Raw genomic sequence first — 26,256 nt, 5'->3', positions numbered from 1 at the left:
GCCAGACTGACGTCCCTGTGGGTGTAGTCCTTCCACGGGGACCGGCTTGTAAGTTGTGATTCGTCCGACACAAATGAACGAAAACAGAACAGCGTCTGGCTGTGTTTTACGACTGTTCGGACGTGCCTGCGCCGACCAGACTACTTCCCAAGCACATCGCATCAGGGAAGATCAACAGTGACCATCGGCTCCAGCTACAACTATCCCTCACAGGCTCCTGGCCTTGAAAAACGCAAAAAACGTTCGCCACAGGAAAAATGGAAAGCCCGTTTCCCCAATCCGCCGGACCTGTGTTTTGACTATCGCGCGTTACTGGAGCAGCCAGGCGGAATCGCCCGAGCGACTGATTCGAGCCATCGAATCTGCATCATCGGCGCAGGCATCACAGGCCTGACGGCAGCGAGAGAATTGCTGCGCTGCGGCTTCACCCAGATCACGCTGATCGAACAGTCCTCGCGAATCGGCGGCAGGCACCTGACCGTTCCCGGCAGTCCTCAATCCAAGGCCAGCCATACCCCGTTCGAAATGGGTGCGATGCGTATGCCTTTGTTCAATCGCGAAGGAGAATCGCCGAAGGAAGGTCGTTCGCTGATGGCCTACTACACGACGATATTCGACCTGGCCCTTTCAGATTTTGCCAATCCCGGCAGCCAATGGGTCAAATCAACCGGCATCTATCTGCGCGAGGGCAGCCTGTCAGAGCAGGCTACGCCGCAAATGCTTATCTGGAAAAACGCCGACGGTCAGACCCGCCCTCCCGGCGAGGAGCTACAAGCGGTGTATGCAAAATGGAGAGCGTTCGCCTACCGCATGACCCGGCACGTTTGCGACAGTTATGCGAGCGAGGAATGGGAGTCCGTGTGGGCAGCTATTGTCGCCAGGTATCACGCCATTTCCTTCCGTGATCTGGTGAGCATGCCGGTGCTGCAACGCTGGGAAAAAGACGCGCCGGGCGATTTTGGCGGGATGGGAATGTCGCCAGAGGAATCGGCCATTTTTTATGCCATCGGCATCGGTGACGGCAGCTGGGGCGCATTCTATGACGTCTGTGCACTCTACCCTCTGCGCACTGCCATCTTCGGGTTCAGCAGTCACTTGCAACTGGTGCTGGGTCGGGTAGATGAAAAAGGCGATCCTCTGCCTGACTCACCGCATATCCGCAGCAATGCGGTTTTCGATTCAACCGGGCTGCAGTTCGAAGGCCCGCGCTACCTAGGTCTGGCGGCGCTGAGTGAAAGCCTTATGTTCATCAAACCTGATGAAACAGCGATGTCTTTCCACGAACACAGCCTGCAATACCGCGAAGGTTTGCTGACTGATAGCTCCGTCACTCGGCTGAAAAAGCTCGACAGCGGTAAAACCCGTGTCTACTACAACTGGAAGCAAAGTCGCCCCCATCAGGCCCAGGAAAATTTCAGCGATTATGACTCCGTGATAATGACGCTGCCTTCGTGGTTGATCGAAACACGAATCAGGCTTGAAAACTTCACGGTACAAATGTTGCCGTTCGAAGCGATTAATGCCTACAAGACTGCGCATTGGGAAACCAGCTGCAAGGTGTTCGCTCCGCTGAAGAAATCCTTTCTGTCCGGCAACACCGCTATCCCCCAAGCCATCGTCACGGACAGCTTCATCCACGATGTTTATACCTACCGCTATAACGATCACTACAGCTACGACTGCATTCTTCTCAGTTATACCTGGGAAGATGACGCTACCAAACTCTGCTGTTTCAGCGACAAGGAACTGGTCGCCAAATGTGCCGAAGAACTTGATCGAATCCTGATGAACTGCAGCAATATCGGGCAACGCATCTCGCCTTTCATTGGCCTCAATCAGGCCGTCGTACAGCGCTGGATCACCGATAAGAACTCACTGGGGTGCGCCAAACTTTACCGCCCCGGCGCCTACTACGACGCTTTAAGCCTGATGAAATACAACCGCGAGTATTCCCGTGTTTCGGGGCTGTATTTGTCTGGCGAATCGTTTTCGGTGGATGCCGGCTGGACCGAGCCCTGCTTTCGCGGTGCCATCGATGCTGTAATTCATATTTGCGAAAAAACCTCGGCGCAGTTCAATGGCGGCTTCCAGATAACCGACTATCCACACTACCAGGCCGGACCATGAAGCTTTCAGTCATGCAATTCGGCGTCCTGAGCGTGCACCGTCGATATGTGTTTAATCATCCTAGGAGGTGTACTACAAGCTAACCGGAAAGCGCCGACTTACCTTCCACTGCTGACTCGACTCTTATGTTCCTCCGCCACCCAATGGCGTGAAAACAACAATAAGGGATCATGAAAAATGAGTGAGTCAACCAGCCCCGTTCGTGTCGCGGTCGTGCAATGTGATCCGCAGGTCGGTACGCAAAATCGTGCAGCGAATCTGAGCAACAGCCTGGAGTTGTCACTTCAGGCGGTCAATGGTGGTGCCAACCTCATCGTTTTGCCCGAGCTGACAAACACCGGTTATTTCTTTCGCACTCGACAGGATGCGTTCGATCACGCCGAATCGGTTCCGGATGGGCCGAGCGTGAGCCGATGGGAGGATTTTGCTCGCCAACATCAGGTGTATCTGGTGGCCGGGCTGACCGAGCGCTACGGAGCGCGCCTTTACAACACAGCCGTGCTGGTGGGGCCTGACGGTTTCATTGGCAAATACCGCAAGGCGCACCTGTGGAATCTCGAGAAGCTCTGGTTCACTGCGGGGGATTGTGGTTTCCCGGTATTCGAAACGCCGATCGGCCGTATCGGCATGCTGATCTGCTGGGACATCTGGTTTCCCGAAGTCCCGAGAATCCTCAGCCAGCAGGGCGCGGACATTATCTGCAGTCTGAACAATTGGGTCTGGACGCCACCGCCACTATTCGATGACGCCGGCAAATGCATGGCCTCGTACCTGACCATGACCGCAGCGCACGTCAACAATGTGTTTATCGCGGCAGCGAGCAGAATCGGCGAAGAGCGCGGTGCTCGCTACCTGGGATGCTCTTTGATTGCCGGCACCAACGGCTGGCCGATCGGCCGGGTCGCATCCGCCGATCAGCAGGAGATTCTCTACGCCGATATCGATTTGACCAGCTCGCGCAGTGCGCCGATCTGGAATGACCTGAACGACCTGCACCGTGATCGGCGTTGTGATGTCTACGATCGGATGCTCGGTTACACCCAGCATCCGTGCCTGCCGCGTTGACCGGAGGCCGGGCTATGGACATTCACGCAAAGCAACGCAAAACAATCGTGGCCAGAACCGCGATGGATAGCACCATCATCGGCCTGATTCTGGGTGCGACCGCATTGATTGCCTGGCTATCGCTCACCCATCATTCGTTGTGGTCGGCACGCTGGCCGGATTACGGCCATATGGTCTCGAACTTTCCCGACGCTGCTGCCTGGCTGCGCTGGGTGCTCGGGGATATCAGCGAGGTAGCATTCTATAAACATGAGTTTGCCTCGATCGGCCTGCTGGCTGGTGCATATCTGGGCTATTGGGCGAATCGAACGGGAAAAGCCTGGCAAGGCTTCACCATCTGTTACGGCAGCGGGCTCTGGCCGTGGCTGGTCACAAGCTCATTGCTGGGCCTGGTGCTGAGCAATCTGCTATGGGGCTGGACTGTCACCGCCACCAGTTGGCAGCCAACCTTTGCGGCATTCGTGTCGTTGCCTGCGGCCATGGTGCTCATGTTCGGTGCCGGCTGGAAAGTTGCCATTAACGGCGCAATCATGGGCGCACTGTGCGTGACACCGCTGTGCCTGCTGATGGTCAATTACGTATGTAACCCACTCGGTCTGCCCGTGGTGATTGGCAATGTTTCGGGCATGGCCATCGCCAGCATCGGCGCCTTCGTGCTTTGTCGCTACGTGCCAAGCCTGGTGAAATCAGCGCAGCCCGACCCGTCTGCCGAGGAATTCAGCGTCACCGTGTCCGGCAGGGCGCCGGATTATGGCGTGGTATGGAGCATGCGCCGGGTCTTGGCGGATTTCTCCGAAGCACCTTTCTTCGGCAATGAGTGGGCGAGCCTGGGACTGATTGTCGGCGCGTTGCTCGCATTTACACTCAACCCAATGAGCCCGGTCTACGGCACCGGTCTGCTGCCGCAACTGCTGGCCGGTCAGGCACTGACGTCGGCACTGGGCGTGGTGATCTGGCGCAGGCAGTGGATGGCGCGCGGTTGGTATCCGACTTATGTGCCGCTGGTGTCCGTTGTACCGGCTGCGATCTTTACCTACGGCGGCGAATGGCAAGTGATCATTTCCAGTGCGCTGCTCGGCGCCCTGATCGCTCCGCCATTGGCCTGCGCGCTCGCGCAGCGACTGCCGGGCTACATGCACGGTTTCATCGGTAACGTTTTGTCGATGGCTCTCAGTACGCTGTTGATCCTGCCAATCGTTGGATGGCTCGCCAGCCACTGACTTTATCCCTGCCCCGGCTGGCTTCTGGATCGTCTCCAGAACAGCCGGTTATTCGCGAGGTATCACATGGAACTGCCAAAACTGGCGATTGCCGCTCTCGGCGGCACTGTCAGCATGCAATCGACGCAAGACGGCCAAGGCGTCGTTCCGGCGGTGTCCGGCGAAGCGTTGCTGAACACCGTGCCGGAGTTGAATGTGCTCGCACGAGCAACCGTCGAGACTTTCGGTCTGTTACCCAGCGCTTCGCTGGATTTCGAATACCTTTTGAACGTATTGGACTGGGCCAACGCGCAGATCAGCCGAGGCGTGGCCGCAGTCATCATCATCCAGGGGACAGACACTCTGGAGGAATCCGCCACTTTCTTCGACTACCTGTGGGCGCACGACGAGCCACTGGTGCTGACTGGCGCCATGCGCTCTGCCATGCAAGCGGGGGCTGACGGCCCGGCAAACCTGCTGGATGCCGGTCGCGTTGCATTAGCGGCATGCAGTCGTGGGCGCGGAGCACAGGTGGTTATCAACGGCGAGATTCACCGCGCCAATAGCGTGCGCAAGGTCGATTCAATGGCCATGCACGCCTTCGCCTCGCCCTTGACCGGCCCTGCCGGCTTGTTGGTCGAAAGCGCACCGCGCTACTTTCAGCCGCCCGTTGCGCGCCATGTATTGCCGATGCCGCAAGACACGCTCCCGAAGATTGCGTTACTGGAAGCATCACTTGGTGCGGACAGTATGCTGTTGGACAAGATAGTCGAGTCGGGTTACGACGGCCTGGTGATCGCCGGCTTTGGCGCGGGCCATGTTTCCGCGCACTGGGCCGAGGTCATCGAAGGCATCGCCCGGCACATCCCGGTGATCATTGCCACCCGCACCGGTTGCGGCGCGACTGCGCAAGCGACGTATGGCTTCGCCGGCAGTGAAATCGATCTCACGCGCAAAGGCGCCGTCATGGCAGGATTTCTCTGCCCGCGCAAAGCGAGAATCCTGTTATGGCTTCTGGTTGCCTGCCGACAGCAAGCACAGTTGGTCAAATGCCTCGCTGAATCCACGCCATGAAAAAAGGCCTGCAATCGCAGGCCCTTTTTTATGCCGAGACTCCGCTTAAGGCTTGTGCGCCCGCGACAGGAATTCGTGAGATTGCATCTCCAGCAGTCGGCTCAGTGTGCGCTGGAACTCGAAGGTCAGGCGTCCGCCGGTGTACAGATCCTTCAGCTCGACTTCGGCAGAAATGATCAGTTTGACGTTGCGGTCGTAGAACTCGTCGACCATGTTGATGAAGCGACGGGCGATGTCGTCGGTGGTGACGCTCATCTGCTCGACGCCGCTGAGCAGCACGGCGTGGAAAATCTTGCCCAGCTCGATATAGTCGTTCTGGCTGCGTGGGCCGTCGCACAGTTCGCGGAAGTCGAACCAGGCCACGTCGTCGCAGGTGCGCAGGGCACGGATTTCGCGGTTCTCGATGATCAGCACATCGTTTTCCACCGCCGCCGTGCACTCCGGCGTCAGCGCCTTGAAGCTCTTGCGCAGGCTTTCGTGCGCGGCTTCGTCGAGCGGATAGTGGAACAGCTCGGCTTGCTCGAGGTGACGCAGACGATAATCGACGCCGCTATCGACGTTGACGATCTCGGTGTTCTGCTTGATCAGGGCGATGGCCGGGAGGAAACGCGCACGTTGCAGGCCATCCTTGTACAGGCCGTCCGGAACGATGTTCGACGTCGCGACCAGGGTCACGCCGTTCTTGAACAGCTCTTCCATCAGCGTGCCGAGGATCATCGCGTCGGTGATGTCGGAGACGAAGAATTCATCGAAGCAGATCACCCGCGACTCGGCCGCGAAGCGCTTGGCGATGATGGTCAGCGGGTTCTTCTCGCCGCCCAGGGTTTTCATTTCTTCGTGCACGCGCTTCATGAAGCGGTGGAAGTGCGTGCGGGTCTTTTCCTTGAACGGCAACGCTTCGAAGAAGGTGTCGACCAGGTATGTCTTGCCGCGACCGACGCCGCCCCAGAAATACAGGCCCTTGACCGGTGCCTGATCCTTTTTGCCAAACAGCTTGCCGAGCAAGCCCGGCTTGTTCTGGTCGGCGGCGATCAAGTCGTCGTACAGACGCTGCAAGTGACGTACAGCAGTTTCCTGCGCGGCGTCATGGAAGAAATCCGGGCGTTTCAGATCAGCTTGATATCGTTCTAGGGGCGTCATAATTCGTTAGCAAGGCAACAAAAACGGGCCGTCACTGTAGCGACGGCCTGTGGGAATGGCAATCGGCCCTTGGTCGGGTCGTGCCGCCGATCAGTCTTGAGCTGGAGTCAGTGCGACGCGCAACGCCTCGATGGCGGCGTCTCGCGCGGCAGCGTCGGCGAAGGCAGGGCTGTCGCCCACGCACTCACCGGCCAGCCAGACGCTGAAGCTCAATTCTTCAGTACGCACGTCCAGCGGCTCGCCGGACTGCAACTGTTTGGTCACCTGGCCGGCAGTTTTGCCGTCGGCGAAGTTGCGCGACAGCAGCAATTGCTCGCCATCGGCCGCCAGCAGACGGAAACGGAAGCTGCCGTCGTCCTCACGGAAGCTGACGAAACGCGCGGCTTTTGCGGCTTTCTTCTTCGCGGTCGCAGCGACCTGAACCTGATTGACGAAAGAGCGCAGGCCAACGGCTTCACGCAATTCGTTGAGGAACGGCGTGGCCACGGCGCGGGCCTTCTTCGCACCGATCTGCAGGATGTCTTCCAGGTCCGCCGGACGCTCGATCAACTGGTGATACTTCTCGCGCGCCTCGCCCAACTCGCTGTCGAGCAACTGGAACAGGCGATTCTTCGCCTCACCCCAGCCCAGACCACCGAGCAGCTCGCTGCGGAATTCATCGGCCTGTACCGGGGTGGCGAAAGCCTGGAACAGAGTGAACAGGTGCGAGTTATCGGGATCTTTCGCTTCGCCCGGGGCCTTGGAGTCGGTGACGATCCGCGAGATCGCGTCCTTCATTTCCTTGGCGCCGGAGAACAGCGGAATGGTGTTGTCGTAGCTCTTCGACATCTTGCGACCGTCGAGGCCCGGCAAGGTGGCCACGCTTTCTTCGATCAGCGCTTCGGGCATGGTGAAGAACTCTTTGCCCTGGCCGAACAGATGGTTGAAGCGCTGGCCGATATCTCGGGCCATTTCTACGTGCTGGATCTGATCGCGACCGACCGGCACCTTGTGCGCGTTGAACATCAGGATGTCCGCCGCCATTAGCACCGGATAGCTGTAGAGTCCCATGGTGATGCCGGCGTCCGGGTCTTCACCGGTTTCGAGGTTCTTGTCCACCGAAGCCTTGTAGGCGTGCGCGCGGTTGAGCAGGCCCTTGGCGGCGACGCAGGTCAGCAGCCAGGTCAGCTCGGGGATTTCCGGAATGTCGGACTGACGGTAAAAGGTCACGCGGTCGACATCCAGACCACCGGCCAGCCAGGTCGCGGCGATTTCCAGACGCGAGCGCTGGATGCGCAGCGGGTCATCGCATTTGATCAGGGCGTGGTAGTCAGCCAGAAAGTAGAACGAATCGGCATTGCTGTCGCGGCTGGCGAGGATCGCCGGGCGGATCGCGCCGGCGTAGTTGCCCAGGTGCGGCGTGCCGGTGGTGGTGATGCCGGTGAGGATGCGGGTACGGTTGGTCATGGGTAATCGCTTGTCAGACTGCAATCAATTCGAGAGACGCGGCAGGATCAGATCCTTGAGATCGGTCAGCTTGCCGTGAAAAAAGTGTCCGCATTCTGCCACTTTCAGCAGCTCATGGGGGCGCTGGAGTTGTTCCGACCAGTCGTAAACCAGTTGCGGATCGATGACCTCGTCGGTTTCGGGCTGGATCACGGTCAGTTCGCCGCGCTGCGGCAGTTGATCCTGCTCGCCAAGGCGCATCACCGCCGGCGCGACCATGAACAGGTGCTTGAGCTGCACGCCCTCGGCTTCGAGACGGCCACCGAGACTTGCTGCAACAAATCCGCCAAAGGAAAAACCGAACAGGGTCAGCGGCAAGTCCGGGTGTTTGTCCCGCAGCCAGGCAGCGGCGGCACGGGTATCATCGACTTCACCGGTGCCCATGTCGTGCGTGCCTTCGCTGGCGCCAACGCCGCGATAGTTGAAGCGCAAGGTGATCAGACCCGCGTCGCGCGCGGTACGCTGCAACGTCGAGACGACCTTGTTGAGCATGGTGCCGCCCTGCACCGGGTTCGGATGGCAAATCAGCGCGATGCCGCGCGGCTGCTCGTTGTCCAGGTAAAGACTTTCCAGTTGACCCACCGGGCCGGCAATCACTACAGGGGTTTCACGCATCAGCAAGGGAGGAACTCCGTGACCTCGAATCGGGTCGACTCGTCTAGCAAATTGTCTGTGCCGATCTATTGCGAGTGAATCGCGGTATACAGCGCAGGTTCGAGCCGTTAACGTAAAGCAAAGCCGTTTATAGAGGAAGGACTCGTGGAACACTCGCTCTTAGTTTGGTTGTTACCGACTCTTGCCCTGGTTGTGGGTGTCGCCATTGGATTCCTGATCGCGCGCGTTGCGCCGAACGCCGCACCGAGCCGTACGCAGCGTCAACTGGATGATATCCAGGAGCGTTTCGACAGTTATCAAAACGAAGTGGTCACTCACTTCAACAGCACCGCGATGCTGGTCAAGAAGCTCACTCAGAGCTATCAGGAAGTGCAGGATCATCTTGCCGAGGGCGCCAATCGTCTGGCCCTCGACGAACAGACCCGCCAGCGCCTGATCGCCGCCCTGCATGCGGATGCCGCGCAGGCACCGCGCGAACGCCTGACGCCACCGCGCGATCAAGAGCCGCCGCGTGATTACGCACCGAAATCGCCAAACTCGCCGGGCATGCTCGATGAGCATTATGGTCTGAAGAAGTAATCGGGTTTCGCGCCCAACAAAAAGCCCCCGGACAATGCTGTTGTCCGGGGGCTTTTTTGTATCTGCAATCTTCGCTGCCCTCGCCGGCCTTTTCGCGAGCAGGCTCGCTCCCACAAGGGGAATGCATTTCAAATGTGGGAGCGAGCCTGCTCGCGAAAGGGCCGCTACAGGCGACACAAAAAAATGCCCGATCACAAGACCGGGCATTTCTTCATCCAGGCAATCGCTTATGGATACTGCTGCACCGTACCCGGCTGTTGCTGCTGACCACCATACTGCTGGCCCGGAATCGCCTTCAGGTTGACTTCAACCCGGCGATTCTGCGCGCGGCCGTTGACGTCACCGTTACTGGCAATCGGATTATCCGGGCCGGCGCCACGGGCCGACAGGTTGGCACCGCTGACGCCTTGCGAGGTCAGGTAGGTCGCCACGCTCTGCGCACGACGCTGGGACAGGTCCATGTTGTGCTGGCGGCTGCCGGTGCTGTCGGTGTAGCCGACGATTTCGATCTGGTTCTGGCTGAACTCTTTCAACGAGTTGGCCAGGTTGTTCAGCGGCTGGTAGAAACTCGGGGCAATGTTCGCCGAATCGGTGGCGAAGGTGATGTTGCCCGGCATGATCAGCTTGATCTGATCGCCCTGCCGCTGCACTTCAACGCCAGTGTTGGCCATGCTCGCGCGCAGTTTCTTTTCCTGCTGGTCGGCGTAGTAGCCGTAGCCTGCTGCGGAAGCACCGACGACAGCAGCGCCGATCAAGGCGCCCTTGCCACGGTTGTCGTGACCGATGGCGGCACCGGCGAGTGCGCCGGCCAGTGCACCGAGGCCACCGTATTTGGCGGTTTTGCTCATGCCTTGCGAGCCACCGTCGGCCTGACCCTGATTGTCATACGGATTAGGCGAGGCGCAGCCGGACAGCACGGCCACGGCAGTAGCGACAATAATCAAACGACGCGTGGTGAACATGGAGAGCTCCTGGTTTTTTGCATTCTGTGGTGCAGCGGCCACTGATCAATCAATGGACGTGCGCGGGCGTTGGATCATGACAATGCGCAAAAATTCCGCCGCACACCCGTGACAAAAAATTCAGGCACGCACAAACGGGTTCTCGCGCATCTCATCACCCAGACGCGTATCCGGACCGTGCCCGGTGACAACCGTTGCGTCCTCGTCCAGCGTATACAGCCGCTGCTTGATCGAACGCACGATGGTCGCCTGATCGCCACCCCACAAATCCGTGCGCCCTACCCCGCGACGAAACAGCGTGTCGCCGGCTATCAACAGCTTAGCCTCGGAAAACCAAAAGCTCATGGAACCGGGTGTATGTCCTGGCGTGTGTAATGCCACACCACAGCCGCAAGCCAGTTCTTCATCATCACTCAACCAGCGATCCGGCGATGGCACCGGGGTGTAAGGCACGCCGAACATCTGGCATTGCATCTCCAGATTGTCCCAGAGGAACTGGTCTTCCTTGTGCAGATGCAAAGTGGCGCCGGTCTTCTCCTTCATTTGGCCGGAAGCCAGGAAGTGATCGAGATGGGCGTGGGTGTGGATGATGCTAACGACTTTCAGACCATGGGCGTCGAGGCGCGCCATGATCAGGTCAGGGTTGCCTCCGGGATCGACGACGATGGCTTTTTTGCTGAGGGGGTCGCCGATGATGGTGCAGTTGCACTGGAGCGGGCCGACGGCGAATGTTTCGCGGATGAGTACTGGGTGGGAACTGACATGGAAAAATCCTGGACGAACGGCGCAGTGGTTGGTTTCAGGATTCTACTGTACGTGCCGATACAGATCGCCCGGTCAGTTATTTGACGCCATCAATCAGAAAATGATGGCTCAATGATGTCAAATGTATTGCTTCTGGTGCAAAATCGCATTTTTTGTAGCGGTCGCATTCAGGAAGGGCCGCATAGTACTCAGGAAATCCCATGCCGACGCCCAAGACATTTACCTTCGCATTACCTGCTTCGCTGACCGGAAACGCTACTGTTGACAGCCTGATTTCCGGAAATTACTGGCTTGGGTCCAACTGGCCGTTCGGGGGTTCGACCGATCTCAGCTTTAGTTTCATGGCACCGGGGACTTCGAAGTTTGCCCCTTTCTATAGCCCGGACCGCGAGTACAACGGGCTGTATGAACTGACCGAAGCGCAGAAAACTGCAGTCGTCAGTACCCTGGTTGCATGGAGTGCAGTCGCACCTTTCAACTTCACGCTGACCAGCGATACCTCTACCAACGTGGGCGACTTACGTTTTGGAGGTTTCGATGAGATGGATCTCCAAACCGCGGCCTGGGCTTACTTTCCTGACAATCTCCCTTCTTCCGGCGACGTATGGATCGGCCCGGCAACCAACAATCCGAATCCGGTGAAGGGCACATACGATTACATGACGTTCATTCATGAAATCGGTCATGCACTAGGACTCAAGCATCCCTTCGATACCAGCCCCACCAACAAGACCCTGCTGAGTCCATTACTGGACGATGTTCATTTCACAGTAATGAGCTACAACAACAACTATTCCTACCAGCCAACCACACCGATGGTGCTGGATATTATTGCGATTCAGAGTTTGTATGGCGCCAACATGCTCTGGCAGACCGGTGACACTGTTTATAAGTGGGATGCCAATCAGTCAATCTTCGAAACCATCTGGGACGCAGGTGGTAACGACACTATTGATGGCAGCAATCAGTTGGCGGCCGTCAATATCAACTTGAATGAAGGCAGCTATAGCCAGATCGGCAAGGCCTTCACGGACCTGAACAGCAACACCGCGATCAATGACGGGCTAGCAATTGCGTACGGGGCCAAGATCGAAAACGCCATCGGCTCGGCGTTCGACGATGTTCTGACGGGGAACGCACTGAATAACGTATTAACCGGAGGAGCCGGCTCTGACACGCTCGATGGAGGCGCAGGTAGCGACACGCTGATCGGTGGCACCGGCGATGACATCTACATCGTCGACAGCCGCGCCGACACCGTCATCGAAGCGGCCGATGAAGGCCGTGACGTAATCCGTTCATCGGTCAGCTATACCCTGTCAGCCAACATCGAAGACGGCGTTCTGCTGGGCGATGCCAACATCAATTTTGGTGGTAACGCCCTTGACAACACTCTGACCGGCAACACAGGCAACAATATCCTCGATGGCATGACCGGTGCGGACACCATGGCTGGTGGCGCCGGGAATGACACCTATTATGTAGACAATGCCGGCGACGTCATTGTGGAAAACGGCACCTCGGTCAACGAGATTGATACGGTCTTTGCCTCGCTGGACTGGACGCTGGGCAATAACCTGGAAAATCTTGTTTTGCGCGGTGAGGATGACCTGAACGGCACCGGCAACGCCCTCAATAACATACTGACGGGCAACACCGGCAACAACACGCTCAACGGCGGTGCCGGCAACGACACGCTAGACGGGGGTGCCGGGACCGACACACTCATCGGCGGCGCCGGCGATGATACATACATCATCGACAGCCTGACTGACACCATCATCGAATCTGCCGGTGAAGGTCGCGATGCGGTCCGTACATTCGTCAGCTACACCCTTGCGGACAACATCGAAGACGGTGTGCTGCTGGGCACCTCCGGCCTGAGCCTGACCGGTAACGCGCAGAACAATACCCTGACCGGCAACGCAGGCAATAACACCCTGGACGGTGGCGCCGGGGCGGACACGCTGATCGGCGGTGACGGCAATGACCTGTACCTTGTCGACAATGCCCAAGACGTAGTCATCGAAGCCAACTCCGCCAACAGCGGAATCGATACTGTCCAGTCGACCGTCAGTTGGGCGATGAGCGCCAATCTGGAGAACCTTACCCTCTTGGGCAGCGCCAACCTGAACGGTACCGGTAACGCGCAGAACAATACCCTGACCGGTAATGCCGGCAACAACATCCTCGACGGCGGGGCTGGCATCGACACACTCAGTGGCGGCGCAGGCGATGATGTCTATGTCGTCGACAGCCGCAGCGACACCGTGATCGAGCTGGCCGGTGAAGGCCATGACGTGATCCGCTCCAGCGTCAGTTACACCCTCTCGGCCAACGTCGAAGACGGTGTGCTGCTGGGCACCGCCAACCTCAACTTCGGCGGCAACGCCTTGAGCAACACCCTGACCGGCAACGCCGGCAACAACGTCCTCGACGGTCTGGGTGGCACCGACACCCTGATCGGCGGGGCCGGCGACGACATTTACTACATCAATGGCCAGGACGATACCGTCATCGAAGCGGCCGGTGAAGGCCGCGACGTGATCCGCGCCAACGTCAGCTACACCCTCTCGGCCAACGTCGAAGACGGCGTACTGCTGGGCACCGCCGGCCTGAGCCTGACCGGTAACGCGCAGAACAATACCCTGACCGGCAACGCAGGCAATAACACCCTGGACGGTGGCGCCGGGGCGGACACGCTGATCGGCGGTGACGGCAATGACCTGTACCTTGTCGACAATGCCCAAGACGTAGTCATCGAAACCGACTCCGCCAACAGCGGAATCGATACTGTCCAGTCAACAGTCAGTTGGGCGATGAGCGCCAACCTGGAGAACCTTACCCTCTTGGGCAGCGCCAACCTGAACGGTACCGGCAACGCGCTCAACAACACCCTGACCGGTAATGATGGCAACAACATCCTCGACGGCGGGGCTGGCATCGACACACTTACTGGCGGCGCAGGCGATGATGTCTATGTCGTCGACAGCCGCGGTGACACCGTGATCGAACTGGCCGGTGAAGGCCATGACGTGATCCGCTCCAGCGTCAGCTACACACTCTCGGCCAACGTCGAAGACGGCGTGCTGCTGGGCACCGCCAACCTCAACTTCGGCGGCAATGCCTTGAGCAACACCCTGACCGGCAACGCCGGCAACAACGTCCTCGACGGTCTGGGTGGCACCGACACCCTGATCGGCGGGGCCGGCGACGACATTTACTACATCAATGGCCAGGACGATACCGTCATCGAAGCGGCCGGTGAAGGCCGCGACGTGATCCGCTCCAACGTCAGCTACACCCTCTCGGCCAACGTCGAAGACGGCGTACTGCTGGGCACTGCCGGCATCAGCCTGACCGGTAACGCGCAAAACAACACGTTGAGCGGGAACGCCGGCAATAACACCCTGGACGGTGGCGCCGGCATCGACACCCTGATCGGTGGTGCAGGCGATGATGTCTATATTGTCGACACCCGCAGCGACACCGTGATCGAAGCAGCCGGCGAAGGCCGCGACGTGATCCGCTCCTCCGTCAGCTACACCCTCTCGGCCAATGTCGAGGACGGCGTGCTGCTGGGCACCGCCAACATCAACTTCGGCGGCAACGCCTTGAGCAACACCCTGACTGGCAATGCCGGCAACAACGTCCTCGATGGCCTGGGCGGTACCGACACCCTGATTGGCGGGGCCGGTGACGACACCTATTACATCAACGGCGTAGGCGATACCGTGATCGAAGCGGCCGATGAAGGTCATGACCTGATCCGTTCTAACGTCAGCTATACCCTCTCGGCCAACGTTGAAGATGGCGTGCTTTTGGGCAACGCTGGGCTGAGTCTGACCGGCAACGCCCTGGACAACGCCTTGACTGGCAACGCTGCCGACAACACTCTCTCCGGAAACGCAGGCAACGACATTCTTGATGGCGGTGCCGGAAATGACACTCTCATAGGTGGTACAGGTGATGATGCCTATGTCGTCGACAGCCGCAGCGACACCGTGATCGAACTGGCCGGTGAAGGCCATGACGTGATCCGTTCCAGCGTCAGCTACACCCTCTCGGCCAACGTCGAAGACGGCGTGCTGCTGGGCACCGCCAACCTCAACTTCGGCGGCAATGCCTTGAGCAACACCCTGACCGGCAACGCCGGCAACAACGTCCTCGACGGCCTGGGTGGCACCGACACCCTGATCGGCGGGGCCGGCGACGACATTTACTACATCAATGGCCAGGACGATACCGTCATCGAAGCGGCCGGTGAAGGCCGCGACGTGATCCGCTCCAACGTCAGCTACACCCTCTCGGCCAACGTCGAAGACGGCGTACTGCTGGGCACTGCCGGCATCAGCCTGACCGGTAACGCGCAAAACAACACGTTGAGCGGGAACGCCGGCAATAACACCCTGGACGGTGGCGCTGGCATCGACACCCTGATCGGTGGTGCAGGCGATGATGTCTATATTGTCGACACCCGCAGCGACACCGTGATCGAAGCAGCCGGCGAAGGCCGCGACGTGATTCGCTCCTCCGTCAGCTACACCCTCTCGGCCAATGTCGAGGACGGCGTGCTGCTGGGCACCGCCAACATCAACTTCGGCGGCAATGCCTTGAGCAATACCCTGACCGGCAACGCCGGCAACAACGTCCTCGATGGCCTGGGCGGTACCGACACCCTGATTGGCGGGGCCGGTGATGACACCTACTACATCAACGGTCGGGACGACACCGTGATCGAAGCGGCCGATGAAGGTCATGACGTGATCCGTTCTAACGTCAGCTACACACTCTCGGCCAACGTCGAAGACGGTGTGCTGCTGGGCACCGCCAACATCAACTTCGGCGGCAATGCCTTGAGCAACACCCTGACCGGCAACGCCGGCAACAACGTCCTCGACGGCCTGGGTGGCACCGACACCCTGATCGGCGGGGCCGGCGACGACATTTACTACATCAATGGCCTGAACGACATCGTCATCGAAGCAGCCGGTGAAGGCCGCGACGTGATCCGCTCCAACGTCAGCTACACCCTCTCGGCCAACGTCGAAGACGGCGTACTGCTGGGCACTGCCGGCATCAGCCTGACCGGTAACGCGCAAAACAACACGTTGAGCGGGAACGCCGGCAATAACACCCTGGACGGTGGCGCTGGCATCGACACCCTGATCGGTGGTGCAGGCGATGATGTCTATATTGTCGACACCCGCAGCGACACCGTGATCGAAGCAGCCGGCGAAGGCCGCGACGTGATTCGCTCCTCCGTCAGCTACACCCTCTCGGCCAATGTCGAAGACGGCGTGCTGCTGGGCACCGCCAACATCAACTTCGGCGGCAATGCCTTGAGCAATACCCTGACCGGCAACGCCGGCAACAACGTCCTCGATGGCCTGGGCGGTACCGACACCCTGATTGGCGGGGCCGGTGATGACACCTACTACATCAACGGTCGGGACGACACCGTGATCGAAGCGGCCGATGAAGGCCATGACGTGATCCGTTCTAACGTCAGCTACACCCTCTCGGCCAACGTCGAAGACGGTGTGCTGCTGGGCACCGCCAACCTCAACTTCGGCGGCAATGCCTTGAGCAACACCCTGACCGGCAACGCCGGCAACAACGTCCTCGACGGCCTGGGTGGCACCGACACCCTGATCGGCGGGGCCGGCGACGACATTTACTACATCAATGGCCAGAACGACATCGTCATCGAAGCAGCCGGTGAAGGCCGCGACGTGATCCGCTCCAACGTCAGCTACACCCTCTCGGCCAACGTCGAAGACGGCGTACTGCTGGGCACTGCCGGCATCAGCCTGACCGGTAACGCGCAAAACAACACGTTGAGCGGGAACGCCGGCAATAACACCCTGGACGGTGGCGCCGGCATCGACACCCTGATCGGTGGTGCAGGCGATGATGTCTATATTGTCGACACCCGCAGCGACACCGTGATCGAAGCAGCCGGCGAAGGCCGCGACGTGATCCGCTCCTCCGTCAGCTACACCCTCTCGGCCAATGTCGAGGACGGCGTGCTGCTGGGCACCGCCAACATCAACTTCGGCGGCAATGCCTTGAGCAATACCCTGACCGGCAACGCCGGCAACAACGTCCTCGATGGCCTGGGCGGTACCGACACCCTGATTGGCGGGGCCGGTGATGACACCTACTACATCAACGGCGTAGGCGATACCGTGATCGAAGCGGCCGATGAAGGTCATGACCTGATCCGTTCTAACGTCAGCTATACCCTCTCGGCCAACGTTGAAGATGGCGTGCTTTTGGGCAACGCTGGGCTGAGTCTGACCGGCAACACGCTGAACAATACCCTCACCGGCAACGCCGGCAACAACATTCTGGACGGTGGAGCCGGCGTCGACACCCTCATCGGTGGTACCGGTGCCGACATCTTCAAGTTCAGCCTTGTCAGTGACATGGGCGTGGGTACTAATCGTGATGTCATCAACGACTTCAATGCCTTGCAAGGCGATAAAATCGACTTGACAGCGTTCGATGCCAATCTGACGATTGCCGGCTTCAACGGCTTTACGTTCATCGGTGCCGGTGATTTCAGCGGTGCAGGCCAACTGCGTTTCGTGGACCACGTGCTGTCAGGCAACGTCAGTGGTAACGCTGGCGCGGATTTCGAAATCCAGTTGGTAGGTGTCAATACATTCAGTGCCAACGATCTGGTGGCCTGAAGGCCATAGCAGAGACTCCTGGCCTGTTTCATCGCCCGGAAAGAAAAACGCCCCACTGGTTTGGGGCGTTTTTTTATGCCTGCGCATTTTGCGCCTAACTCAGTAAGCCCAACGCCTTGGCCCGCGCTACCGCTTGGGTACGCCGTTCAACTCCCAACTTGCTATTGATATGGCTGGCATGAGTTTTCACCGTATGCAGGGAAATGAACAACTGGTCGCTGATTTCCTGATTCGAACAACCTTGGGCTATCAGGCTTAACACCGCCAACTCCCGAATGCTGAGTTGTTCAGTTGCGCCAGACTCGGCAACCGGGCGCGTTGCGGCAGGCGTAAAATGTTCCAGCAACCGTTGCCCAGGCAATGTCGGTGAAGTCTGCAACTGCCCACGCAACCAATCGGCGTGTCCTTTCATCAACCCCTCGAACGGCTGCAATACGCCACCAGCCGCGGCTTCCAACGCCTGGCTCAGTGTTTTTCTGGCCTCCGGCTCACGCCCACTCACCAGCAACAGCGCCACCTTCTGCGTCAACGCCATCACACTGAGCAACTGCCGCCCGGTCCGCTGACCATTCTCATGCAACACGTTCAACCTTCCTTCGGCGAGCATCGGCTGCCCCTGAATCACATCGAGCAGCGCCTGTTGCAGTTCCACATGCAGCGGCAGCTGTGGATGAAACTCCGGCGGTGCCGCAGCGTTTTCGCCGGTGTAGGTCTGGCCCAATCGTGCAAGCCACGCCTCGGCGAGATCGATGCGGCCCTGGGCCAGCCACAGTTCGCATTTGACCAGGGTGATCATCGCCAGGTAGTAGATCGGCGGTACGTCCCAGATATGCATCAGGCGTTCGGCTTCGGCGAGTTCGGCGAAGGCTTTGGCGAACTCGCCGCAGGCACCGTCCAGGCGAGCGATCACGCAGTGACCGATCAGCACGCTGATGTCGCGACAGGTCCGCGCTTCACCAATGCCGGCCAGCAGACGCACGCGTGCGGCCTGCGGCTGCAAACGCATCGCCAGCAGGAAGCCTTCGTAAAGCGTCAGCCGCGCGCGCACGGCGTACAGGCGTTGCGGCGACAAACCACGAAGGCGTTCCAGGCCCTGATGCACTTCATCCAGCGCGCGCAGAATCTCACCGCGCGACTGCAGAACCCGCGCCCTGTCGTAATGCGCCAGTGCTTCGAATAATGGATTGCCGACCCGCTGTGCCAGCTCGAGGGATTCGCGGTTCAGGCCACGGGCGCGCCATAGATCACCGTCGGCGATCGCCAGATTGGATAGGGTCGACAGACACATCAGGCGCTGGCCGTAACGCTTGGCCGGCAGGCTCTCCAGCGCTTCGCTGCAATAACGCAGTGTCAGTTCGCGATGGCCGCGTCCGCGAGCGATGATCCCGCTCAGCGCCAGCCATTGCGCCAGCATGGATTTCTGCGCAGTGGCTGAAGGTGCTGGTAGAAACCGGCTCAAATGGCTGGCCAGCTCTTCGGCGGCATCGAGCTGACAGGCCAGCCCCAGTGCCCAGCTGTAGAGCACGATCAGCCGAGGCGTGCTGATCAGCAGGCTGTCGGGCAAGTCCATTTTCCAGCGCAGCAGCATGCCGACGTTCTGCTCGGCGAGCAGCTGTTCTTCGGAGAGGTTCTGTACCAGGTTCGCCGCGACATCGAGATGCCCGGCACGCAAGGCCTGCTCCACCGCTTCATCGAGCAAGCCCTGCGCATTGAACCAGCGGCAGGCGCGCAAATGCAGGGTGGCGTTGGGCACCATCGCCTGGGCGATTGGCCGGCTGCGCAACAAGTCGGAGAACAAATGGTGATAGCGGTACCAGTGACCGTGCTCGTCCAGCGGCACCAGAAACACTTGGTGAGCGAGGAGAAAGCGCAGGATCTCGGCGCTGTCATGGGCTTCGCGGACGGCGTCGCAGAGCTCGCTGCAAAAGCGTTCCTGCGGAGCGGTTTCGTAGAGAAACGATTGCACTTCGGCCGGCAAGCAATCGATGACTTCTTCGAGCAGATAATCGCGGATCAGCCCTTCGCCGCCGTTCAGTGCTTGCGGCAGCGCGGCATCGTTGCCCGCCTCGGCCACCGCCAGCAGCCAGAAGCGCAGGCCGGCGACCCAGCCTTCGCTGCGCTGGATCAGGCTTTCCAGTGCTTCGCCGCGCAGTGAGCTGCTGTGGCGATCGAGCAAGGTCAGGGCTTCGTCGTGGGTCAGGCGCAAGTCCTGTTCGTGCAGCTCGAGCAACTGCCGCGACAGGCGCAGACGCGCCAGATGCCAGTCCGGGCGCTGACGGCTGGTGACCATCACCAGCAAGCCATCGGGCAGATGATTGAGGAAAAATTGCAGGCAACGATCCAGCACCGGCCCCTGGGCGAGGTGGTAGTCGTCGAGCACCAGAAGCAGCGGTGCAGCAGGATCGAGGTGCAGCGCCAGCTCATCGAGCAGACCGTCGAGCCATTCTTCGAAAGCAAACGGCTGATGGCGCTGACGCATTTTCAACAGACCGAGGGCACCAGCGCCCAACGCAGGAAAATAGTCCTGCAGACCTTCGAGCAAGCGCTCGAGAAAACGTCCGGGATCACTGTCTCGTGGGCTCAAGCCCAGCCAGAGACTTTGCCAGTGCGCCGGCAGGCTCTGACAGAACTCCACCGCCAGCGAACTCTTGCCGAACCCGGCCGGGGCGCTGACCAGCAGCAACCGACCTCCGAGCCCTGCCTGCAGACGCTGGCAAAGGCGCGGCCGCAAGACATAGCCGTCGGGCAGCGGTGGGCGAAAAAAACGCCCGTCCAGTGCTGCGACGGTGATGCTTGCGGGACCCGGAAGTGGGGACAGATCAGTCATGGCCGGCTCTTGTTCGAAGGCGATTGGCGGCGTTGCAGATGTCCGCAGCCTAGCCTTAAACGAAGAGGTAATGAAGGTCACTGCTACAAATGGCTACAAAAAGCCTACACAGCGCCGCCAAAATCCGGCATCACCGACCAATCGCGACCACGATGAATCCGTGTAGGAGCTGCCGAAGGCTGCGATCTCTTGACTTTGCTTTTTCCAGAATCAAAAACAGGATCAAAAGATCGCAGCCTTCGGCAGCTCCTACATGAGCGGTGCGGCGTGAAACCGCACGCAAAAAAACGCCCCGAACCGGTCGGGGCGTTTTCACGAGGATGCGGCCTCGGGTTTACGCTGGTTTAGCGAACACCATCCTGACGCAGAGCGGCCGGGGTGAAGTCGCTGGTGGTGGCGGTGAAGCCGAAGTCATACGCCTGCTTCTCTTCGTTCTTCATGCCCAGTGCCAGATAACGGCCGGACTGCAGGTCGTAGAGGGTTTCGAGGGCGTACCACGGCACTTGCTTGTCGTAGTAGTTCTCGGCATGCGCCTCGGCTACACGCCACAGTTGGCCGCGACCGTCATAGTGGTCGATGACAGCTGCCTGCCAAGTGTCCTCGTCGATATAGAAGTCACGCTTGGCGTAGATATGGCGCTGGCCTTCCTTCAGGGTCGCGACCACGTGCCAGACGCGGCGCAGCTCGTAGCGAGCCAGGTCCTGGTTGATGTGACCGGCCTTGATGATGTCCGAGTACTTCAGTTTCGGATCGTCGAGCTTGTAGCTGTCGGAGGCGATGTACATCTCTTTCTTGCCTTCGAGCTTCCAGTCGTAACGATCCGGCGCACCGTTGTACATATCGAGGTTGTCGGAAGTACGCAGGCCGTCGGCGGCAGTACCCGGGCCGTCATACGACACTTGCGGTGCACGGCGCACACGACGCTGACCGGCGTTGTAGACCCACGCCGAACGCGGCTCCTTGACCTGATCGAGCGTCTCGTGCACCAGCAGTACGCCACCGGCCAGACGCGCCGGCGCGGTCACTTTCTGCTTGAAGTAGAACAGGATGTTGCCCGGGTTCGCCGGATCGTAGTCCTTCATCTTGTCGCGGAACACGAACTGATCCTGGAAGTACACCAGGCTGTACGAGCCGTTCGGTTGCGGCGTGGCCTGGGTCACCAGACGGGTCACGCTGCCGCCGCGATAGCGGGTGATGTGGTTCCAGATCACTTCCACACCGGTTTTCGGGATCGGGAACGGCACGGCGGTATCGAAGTTTTCCAGACCGTTGCCGCCGGACACCAGGTTGGTGCTGGTGGCGTTCTTCTTGATCGCGGCGAATACATCATCCGGCACGGTGGCACCGCGATGGGACGGATAGACCGGCATCTTGAAGGTTTCCGGGTAGCGCTTGAACATCGCGTACTGGCCCGGGGCAAGCTTGTCCTTGTACTTGTCTACGTCCTTGGCGGTGATGGTGAACAGCGGCTGCTCACTGGCGTAAGGGTTGGACAGGAAGCCTTTGCTGTCGACGCTGCCGGCATTCTTCGGCAGTGGTTTCCAGGCCGGGATCGAACCGTCGGCATTACCGGCCATTTCCGCGCCCATCGGCGTCAGGCTCTTGCCCAGTTTATCCGCTTCGGCAGCAGGCACCGCCGCCATGACACTGGTCGCCAGCAGCGACAGGCCCAGAACACCGGCGTGGAACAGACTCTTTGTTATTTTCATAAATTCGTTCGTCCTGAAATGCAGTGCTTAGAAGTTCACGCCGAAGCTGAGCGCCACGAAGTCGCGGTCATCCACGGTGGTGTACTTGCCGTCGAAGAAATTGGTGTAAGCCAGGCTCGCGGTGTAGGTGTTCTGGTACTCGGCATCGACGCCCAGGCTGACCGCTTTGCGACCTTCCTCGAAGTTGCCGCCAGGGCCTGGTGAGTAACCGCTGACGTCGTGGGACCAGGCCACGTTCGGCTTCAGGTTCACACCGGCAAACACGTCGTTGTATTCCCAGATTGCGCGACCACGGTAGCCCCAGGACATCGAGGTGGTGAAACCGTCGTTATCGCAATTGCGGCTGCGGTTGTTCTGTGGCGAACCTGGTCCGGCACCGTTGATGGTGCTGGCGTTGAGGATGTTGGCGCAGGTGTTGGTGGTGCCGGTGGCTGGCAGTTCGCCCGGACCGTAAACCGGATCGCGGCCATAACGCATGTCGGAACGACTTTCCAGGCCGCCAACGTAGGTCGCGCCGACTTCACCGACGAGGGTCAGACGGCTGGCGCCCATGACCTGATCGAAGAAGTGCGTGAAGGTCGTCTGGATCTGGGTGATTTCCTTGCGCTCGTAACCGTGCAGATCCTGGCCTGGTACGCCCGTGAGCAACGAAGCGTTGGTCAGCGCGCCGCCCAATGGGCGTACTCCGGCAAACAGAATGTCGGTGGAGTTCAGTTGTACCGGTGCGTTCGGACGGTAGCTGATTTCACCACTCCACGCCGTACCGGTAGGCAGGGTGGTGGAGAAGCTCAGACCGTAGAGACGAATGTCTTCCGGGTATTCGATGAAGTAGTTCGAGTTGCCCGCAACCAGCAGCGGTGCGAGCGCGGCGAACGGCCCCGGCAGCGCGGCGGCGGTGTTGTACACCGACTGCGGCGCACCGGTGGCACTGAAGATCGGCGCACGGCTGTGGTAGTTCATGAAGTAGGCGCCGAACTCGGTGTCGAGTGGCTCGAACATGTATTTGAGGGACGCGCCCCACTGACCGCTGTCGCGCGCGTCACGGTCCGGCCCACGGCGTACCAGCACGCCTTCCTGGTTCACATCAACGCCAGCGTTGGCCAATGGCCCCAAAGCAACGGCCGGAATCTGCGAACGCTTGTTCAGTACGCGCAGATTGCTGTCGCAACCGTCGGCAACGATGTCCGGCTGGGAGAAGAAGGTGCCGCAGTTATCGACGACAGTCTGGTCCCATTCCAGTTGGTAGAACGCTTCGGCCGAGAGGTTATCGGTGAGGCTCTGCGACACATAGAACATGTTGACCGGAATCAGGCCTTCCTTGATCTCGGCGCCCGGACGACGGAACGCGGAGACGTCGATCGGGTTGATCGAGTTGATGCCGCCGCCGATGAAGGTACTTTCACCCCAGCTCACTACCTGCTTGCCCAGACGCACGGAACCCGGCTGATCGGCAATCGCGTAGTTGTGGTAGACGAAGGCGTCGAGGATTTGCCCGCCGGAGGACTTGGCGCCCTCTTTGCGGTTGCTGTCGCTGATGTCCTTGAATTCGCGGCTCTCGTCCTTCAGTTCGAAGTCGTACCAGTACTTGCCACGGACGAACACGCCGGTGTCGCCGTATTTCAGTTCAAGGTCATGGATGCCCTTGAAGATCTTCGAGAAGGTTTCGCCGCTCTTGAAGTTGGCGTGACCGTCATCGGAAGTCTGCGACAGGCCATGGCCGCCGTTGTTGACGCCGATGAGGTTCTTGTTCGGGCTCTGAGTAGACCAACTGGCACCGATCGACAGGGACGAGTCGAACTGGCCTTCGATTTCACCGACGTTGAAACTGACGCCGAATGCAGGCCCGGCGAGCGAGGAGGCAAGACTGACCGCCAGAGGCAGTTTCGCCCGGCGCCAGAACTGGTTTGCTGAGGTCATCGACGCTACTCCATGTGCATTATTGTTATGGCAGTGAGTACTTTTAAAAACGCTGTGGAGGACCGGGAGCCAGGGCTGCCCGAAATCGTTCCAGAGTTGCTCGCCCCGATCAGTGCGTGTGCTCCGTTTTCAAAAAGTCCTTGAGCGGACTATAGCCAGCGGGTGGTAGTGCTTGATCCCTCTAAAGTGTGATTTGCAGCCGCCAACCACTCTGGAACAGTCCTTTCGCCAGTCCGACACACGTCGGCACGGCAAGGATGGCTGATTTTTTCGATTTCACAAGCCAAGCGCTTGCTTGGTGGGTCTGGCGCGCCGGTTTCGGCGCGCCAGCAGGCACTTAAAGTGTCGAAAGAAAGGTGCTGTTGTTGGCCTGCCATTCGGTGATGTCGAGGCGGATGCGCTTCTTGTCGAGCTTGCCGACGCTGGTCTTGGGAATTTCGGTAACAAGGGCGATCTGACTGGGAATCGCCCACTTGCTCAGGTGCCCCAGCTCGACGAACGGCTTGAGGTGTTCCTTCAGTTCCCGTGCACCGATCACCTGCCCTTCGCGGACCACCAGCAAGGCAAACGGACGCTCGCCCCACTGCGGATCGGCGATGCCCACCACTGCTACTTCGCGTACCGCCGCATGCCGACTGATAAGGTCTTCGAGGTCGAGGGAGGAGATCCACTCGCCGCCGGTCTTGATCACGTCCTTGATGCGGTCACGAATATCGATCACGCCCATACTGTCGAGCGTGGCGACGTCACCGGTGTGCAACCAGCCACCGGCCCAGAGCTCGGCGCCCTTCTGCGGTTCGTTGAAATAACCTTCGGTCAGCCACGGCGCGCGCAGCACCAGTTCGCCCTGGGTTTCACCGTCGGCCGGAAGAAAGTTGCCCTCACCGTCGACAATCGCCGCATCGACCAACGGCCCCGGCACGCCGGCCTTGATCCGGTAAGTAGTGCGCTCGTCTTCGCTGCCGGCCATCAATTCGTCGTTGAGGTGCGCGCAGGACACCAGCGGCCCGGTTTCCGACATGCCGTACGCGGCCGTCAGCTGAATGCCACGGGCCTTGGCGTTTTCATAAAGGCTGCGATTGAGCGCGCTGCCGCCGATGACGATTTTCCAGCCGCCAAAATCCGCACCTTGCGCGGCTTTGGCGTTGAGCAGCATCTGCAGGATGGTCGGCACGCAATGGGAAAAGGTGACCTTCTCCTTGCGCCACAACTCCACCAGATACTCCGGATCGTAACGCCCCGGGTAGACCTGCTTGAGCCCGAGCATGGTCGCCACGTACGGCAAACCCCAGGCGTGGACGTGGAACATCGGCGTGATCGGCATGTACACATCGTTGGTACCGAGCAGCCGTACGCTGTCGATCGAACCCATGATCGTCGCCACGCCGATGGTGTGCAGCACCAGTTGCCGGTGGGTGAAATACACGCCTTTCGGATTGCCCGTGGTGCCGGTGGTGTAGAACGTGGTGGCCACCGAATTTTCGTCGAAATCCTGAAAATCATACTGCGCACTCGCAGCGGCCAGCAGTTGCTCATATTCGCCGACGAGGTTGGGCAGCTCTGCGGTTTTCTCCGGCAGATCGCTCAGCAGCAGGGTTTTCTCGACCGTGGTCAGTTGCGGCGCAATCGCCTGATACAGCCCGACGAACTCGCTGTTGACCAGCACGAAGCGGTCCTCGGCGTGGTTCATGGTGTAGAGGATCTGCTCCGGCGACAGACGCACATTGATGGTGTGGATCACCGCGCCGATCATCGGAATGGCGAACATGCATTCCAGATAACGGTGGCTGTCCCAGTCCATCACCGCAACGGTGTCACCGGCCTTCACGCCAGCAGCCGTGAGCACGTTGGCCAGCCTCGCAACCCGCTCGATCAGGGTTGGATAGCTGTAGCGCAACTGGTCGCGGTAGATGATTTCGCGGGTTTTCTCGTAACGGGCGCCGGACATCAGCAGCCGTTTGATCAGCAATGGATACTGGTAGGCCCCATCGGCCGGCGGAATGACCCGAGTCTGCAACATAAGAATCCCTTTTCTGACTGCACGGTGTTGGCGGAGAGATTCGTACTCTAGTGCGCCTGCATGACAGTCAAATC

General features: G+C 59.6%; 15 protein-coding genes. 6 read left to right on the top strand and 9 right to left on the bottom strand.

What is annotated here, in order from left to right; translation table 11 throughout:
* Nucleotides 1-177 precede the first annotated feature (177 nt).
* The 4 genes from KVG85_RS24625 to KVG85_RS24610 all read left to right on the top strand — a co-directional run bounded on the left by KVG85_RS24625 (nt 178) and on the right by KVG85_RS24610 (nt 5,465).
* The gene (locus KVG85_RS24625) at nt 178-2,127 is read left to right on the top strand and encodes a flavin monoamine oxidase family protein (protein ID WP_217865266.1); all 1,950 of its coding nucleotides are present in this window, start codon (nt 178-180) and stop codon (nt 2,125-2,127) included.
* Between the two features lie 177 nt (nt 2,128-2,304).
* Nucleotides 2,305-3,192: a nitrilase family protein gene (locus KVG85_RS24620; protein WP_110603053.1), complete on the top strand. Its 888-nt coding sequence runs from the start codon at nt 2,305-2,307 to the stop codon at nt 3,190-3,192.
* 62 nt (nt 3,193-3,254) lie between these two features.
* Nucleotides 3,255-4,412, top strand: coding sequence for a hypothetical protein (locus tag KVG85_RS24615; RefSeq protein ID WP_225926897.1), 1,158 nt, complete (start codon nt 3,255-3,257; stop codon nt 4,410-4,412).
* 66 nt (nt 4,413-4,478) lie between these two features.
* Nucleotides 4,479-5,465: an asparaginase gene (locus KVG85_RS24610; protein ID WP_217865264.1), complete on the top strand. Its 987-nt coding sequence runs from the start codon at nt 4,479-4,481 to the stop codon at nt 5,463-5,465.
* 45 nt (nt 5,466-5,510) lie between these two features.
* On the opposite strand, the gene zapE is transcribed toward KVG85_RS24610, so the two are convergent.
* The 3 genes from zapE to KVG85_RS24595 all read right to left on the bottom strand — a co-directional run bounded on the left by zapE (nt 5,511) and on the right by KVG85_RS24595 (nt 8,705).
* The gene (zapE, locus tag KVG85_RS24605) at nt 5,511-6,605 is read right to left on the bottom strand and encodes a cell division protein ZapE (RefSeq protein WP_016773254.1); all 1,095 of its coding nucleotides are present in this window, start codon (nt 6,603-6,605) and stop codon (nt 5,511-5,513) included.
* A 90-nt stretch (nt 6,606-6,695) separates the two neighbouring features.
* Complete coding sequence (locus tag KVG85_RS24600; RefSeq protein WP_217865263.1) at nt 6,696-8,051, bottom strand: tryptophan--tRNA ligase; 1,356 nt, start codon at nt 8,049-8,051, stop codon at nt 6,696-6,698.
* A 24-nt stretch (nt 8,052-8,075) separates the two neighbouring features.
* Nucleotides 8,076-8,705, bottom strand: a complete 630-nt coding sequence (locus tag KVG85_RS24595; RefSeq protein ID WP_217865371.1) for an alpha/beta hydrolase — start codon at nt 8,703-8,705, stop codon at nt 8,076-8,078.
* 144 nt (nt 8,706-8,849) lie between these two features.
* Between KVG85_RS24595 and KVG85_RS24590 the strand changes: the two genes are divergently transcribed.
* The gene (locus KVG85_RS24590; RefSeq protein WP_016773251.1) at nt 8,850-9,284 is read left to right on the top strand and encodes a Z-ring associated ZapG family protein; all 435 of its coding nucleotides are present in this window, start codon (nt 8,850-8,852) and stop codon (nt 9,282-9,284) included.
* 227 nt (nt 9,285-9,511) lie between these two features.
* On the opposite strand, the gene KVG85_RS24585 is transcribed toward KVG85_RS24590, so the two are convergent.
* Both KVG85_RS24585 and KVG85_RS24580 read right to left on the bottom strand, forming a co-directional pair.
* Nucleotides 9,512-10,246 carry a YiaD family glycine zipper/OmpA-like lipoprotein gene (locus KVG85_RS24585; protein ID WP_076564082.1) on the bottom strand — a complete coding sequence of 245 codons (735 nt, stop codon included), beginning with the start codon at nt 10,244-10,246 and terminating at the stop codon, nt 9,512-9,514.
* A gap of 120 nt (nt 10,247-10,366) precedes the next feature.
* Complete coding sequence (locus KVG85_RS24580; protein WP_217865370.1) at nt 10,367-10,987, bottom strand: MBL fold metallo-hydrolase; 621 nt, start codon at nt 10,985-10,987, stop codon at nt 10,367-10,369.
* Nucleotides 10,988-11,553: 566 nt separating this feature from the next.
* Here KVG85_RS24580 and KVG85_RS24575 point away from each other — a divergent pair.
* Nucleotides 11,554-17,709, top strand: coding sequence for a M10 family metallopeptidase C-terminal domain-containing protein (locus KVG85_RS24575; RefSeq protein WP_217865262.1), 6,156 nt, complete (start codon nt 11,554-11,556; stop codon nt 17,707-17,709).
* 94 nt (nt 17,710-17,803) lie between these two features.
* On the opposite strand, the gene KVG85_RS24570 is transcribed toward KVG85_RS24575, so the two are convergent.
* The 4 genes from KVG85_RS24570 to KVG85_RS24555 form a co-directional block, all read right to left on the bottom strand.
* On the bottom strand, nt 17,804-20,536 hold the full coding sequence (locus tag KVG85_RS24570; RefSeq protein ID WP_217865261.1) for a winged helix-turn-helix domain-containing protein: 2,733 nt from the start codon (nt 20,534-20,536) through the stop codon (nt 17,804-17,806).
* A gap of 344 nt (nt 20,537-20,880) precedes the next feature.
* Nucleotides 20,881-22,245 (bottom strand): DUF1329 domain-containing protein, encoded by a 1,365-nt coding sequence (locus KVG85_RS24565; RefSeq protein WP_024014265.1) that lies wholly within the window; start codon nt 22,243-22,245, stop codon nt 20,881-20,883.
* A gap of 27 nt (nt 22,246-22,272) precedes the next feature.
* Complete coding sequence (locus KVG85_RS24560; RefSeq protein ID WP_217865260.1) at nt 22,273-24,162, bottom strand: DUF1302 domain-containing protein; 1,890 nt, start codon at nt 24,160-24,162, stop codon at nt 22,273-22,275.
* 337 nt (nt 24,163-24,499) lie between these two features.
* Entirely contained in the window at nt 24,500-26,182 is a 1,683-nt protein-coding gene (locus KVG85_RS24555) for a fatty acid--CoA ligase (protein ID WP_217865259.1), read from the bottom strand.
* Nucleotides 26,183-26,256: the final 74 nt, after the last annotated feature.

The organism is Pseudomonas triticicola (genome assembly GCF_019145375.1).
Classification (GTDB): domain Bacteria; phylum Pseudomonadota; class Gammaproteobacteria; order Pseudomonadales; family Pseudomonadaceae; genus Aquipseudomonas; species Aquipseudomonas triticicola.
Note: the sequence above shows the minus strand (reverse complement) of the source record. Positions and strands in the feature narration are given on the sequence as shown.

Bases quoted from the DNA above. Each gene is read 5' to 3' on its own strand.
- KVG85_RS24620 (WP_110603053.1), top strand. From the start codon at position 2,305: ATGAGTGAGTCAACCAGCCCCGTTCGTGTCGCGGTCGTGCAATGTGAT.
- KVG85_RS24615 (WP_225926897.1), top strand. From the start codon at position 3,255: ATGGATAGCACCATCATCGGCCTGATTCTGGGTGCGACCGCATTGATT.
- KVG85_RS24610 (WP_217865264.1), top strand. From the start codon at position 4,479: ATGGAACTGCCAAAACTGGCGATTGCCGCTCTCGGCGGCACTGTCAGC.
- zapE (WP_016773254.1), bottom strand. From the start codon at position 6,605: ATGACGCCCCTAGAACGATATCAAGCTGATCTGAAACGCCCGGATTTC.
- KVG85_RS24600 (WP_217865263.1), bottom strand. From the start codon at position 8,051: ATGACCAACCGTACCCGCATCCTCACCGGCATCACCACCACCGGCACG.
- KVG85_RS24595 (WP_217865371.1), bottom strand. From the start codon at position 8,705: ATGCGTGAAACCCCTGTAGTGATTGCCGGCCCGGTGGGTCAACTGGAA.
- KVG85_RS24585 (WP_076564082.1), bottom strand. From the start codon at position 10,246: ATGTTCACCACGCGTCGTTTGATTATTGTCGCTACTGCCGTGGCCGTG.
- KVG85_RS24575 (WP_217865262.1), top strand. From the start codon at position 11,554: ATGGATCTCCAAACCGCGGCCTGGGCTTACTTTCCTGACAATCTCCCT.
- KVG85_RS24570 (WP_217865261.1), bottom strand. From the start codon at position 20,536: ATGACTGATCTGTCCCCACTTCCGGGTCCCGCAAGCATCACCGTCGCA.
- KVG85_RS24565 (WP_024014265.1), bottom strand. From the start codon at position 22,245: ATGAAAATAACAAAGAGTCTGTTCCACGCCGGTGTTCTGGGCCTGTCG.
- KVG85_RS24560 (WP_217865260.1), bottom strand. From the start codon at position 24,162: ATGACCTCAGCAAACCAGTTCTGGCGCCGGGCGAAACTGCCTCTGGCG.
- KVG85_RS24555 (WP_217865259.1), bottom strand. From the start codon at position 26,182: ATGTTGCAGACTCGGGTCATTCCGCCGGCCGATGGGGCCTACCAGTAT.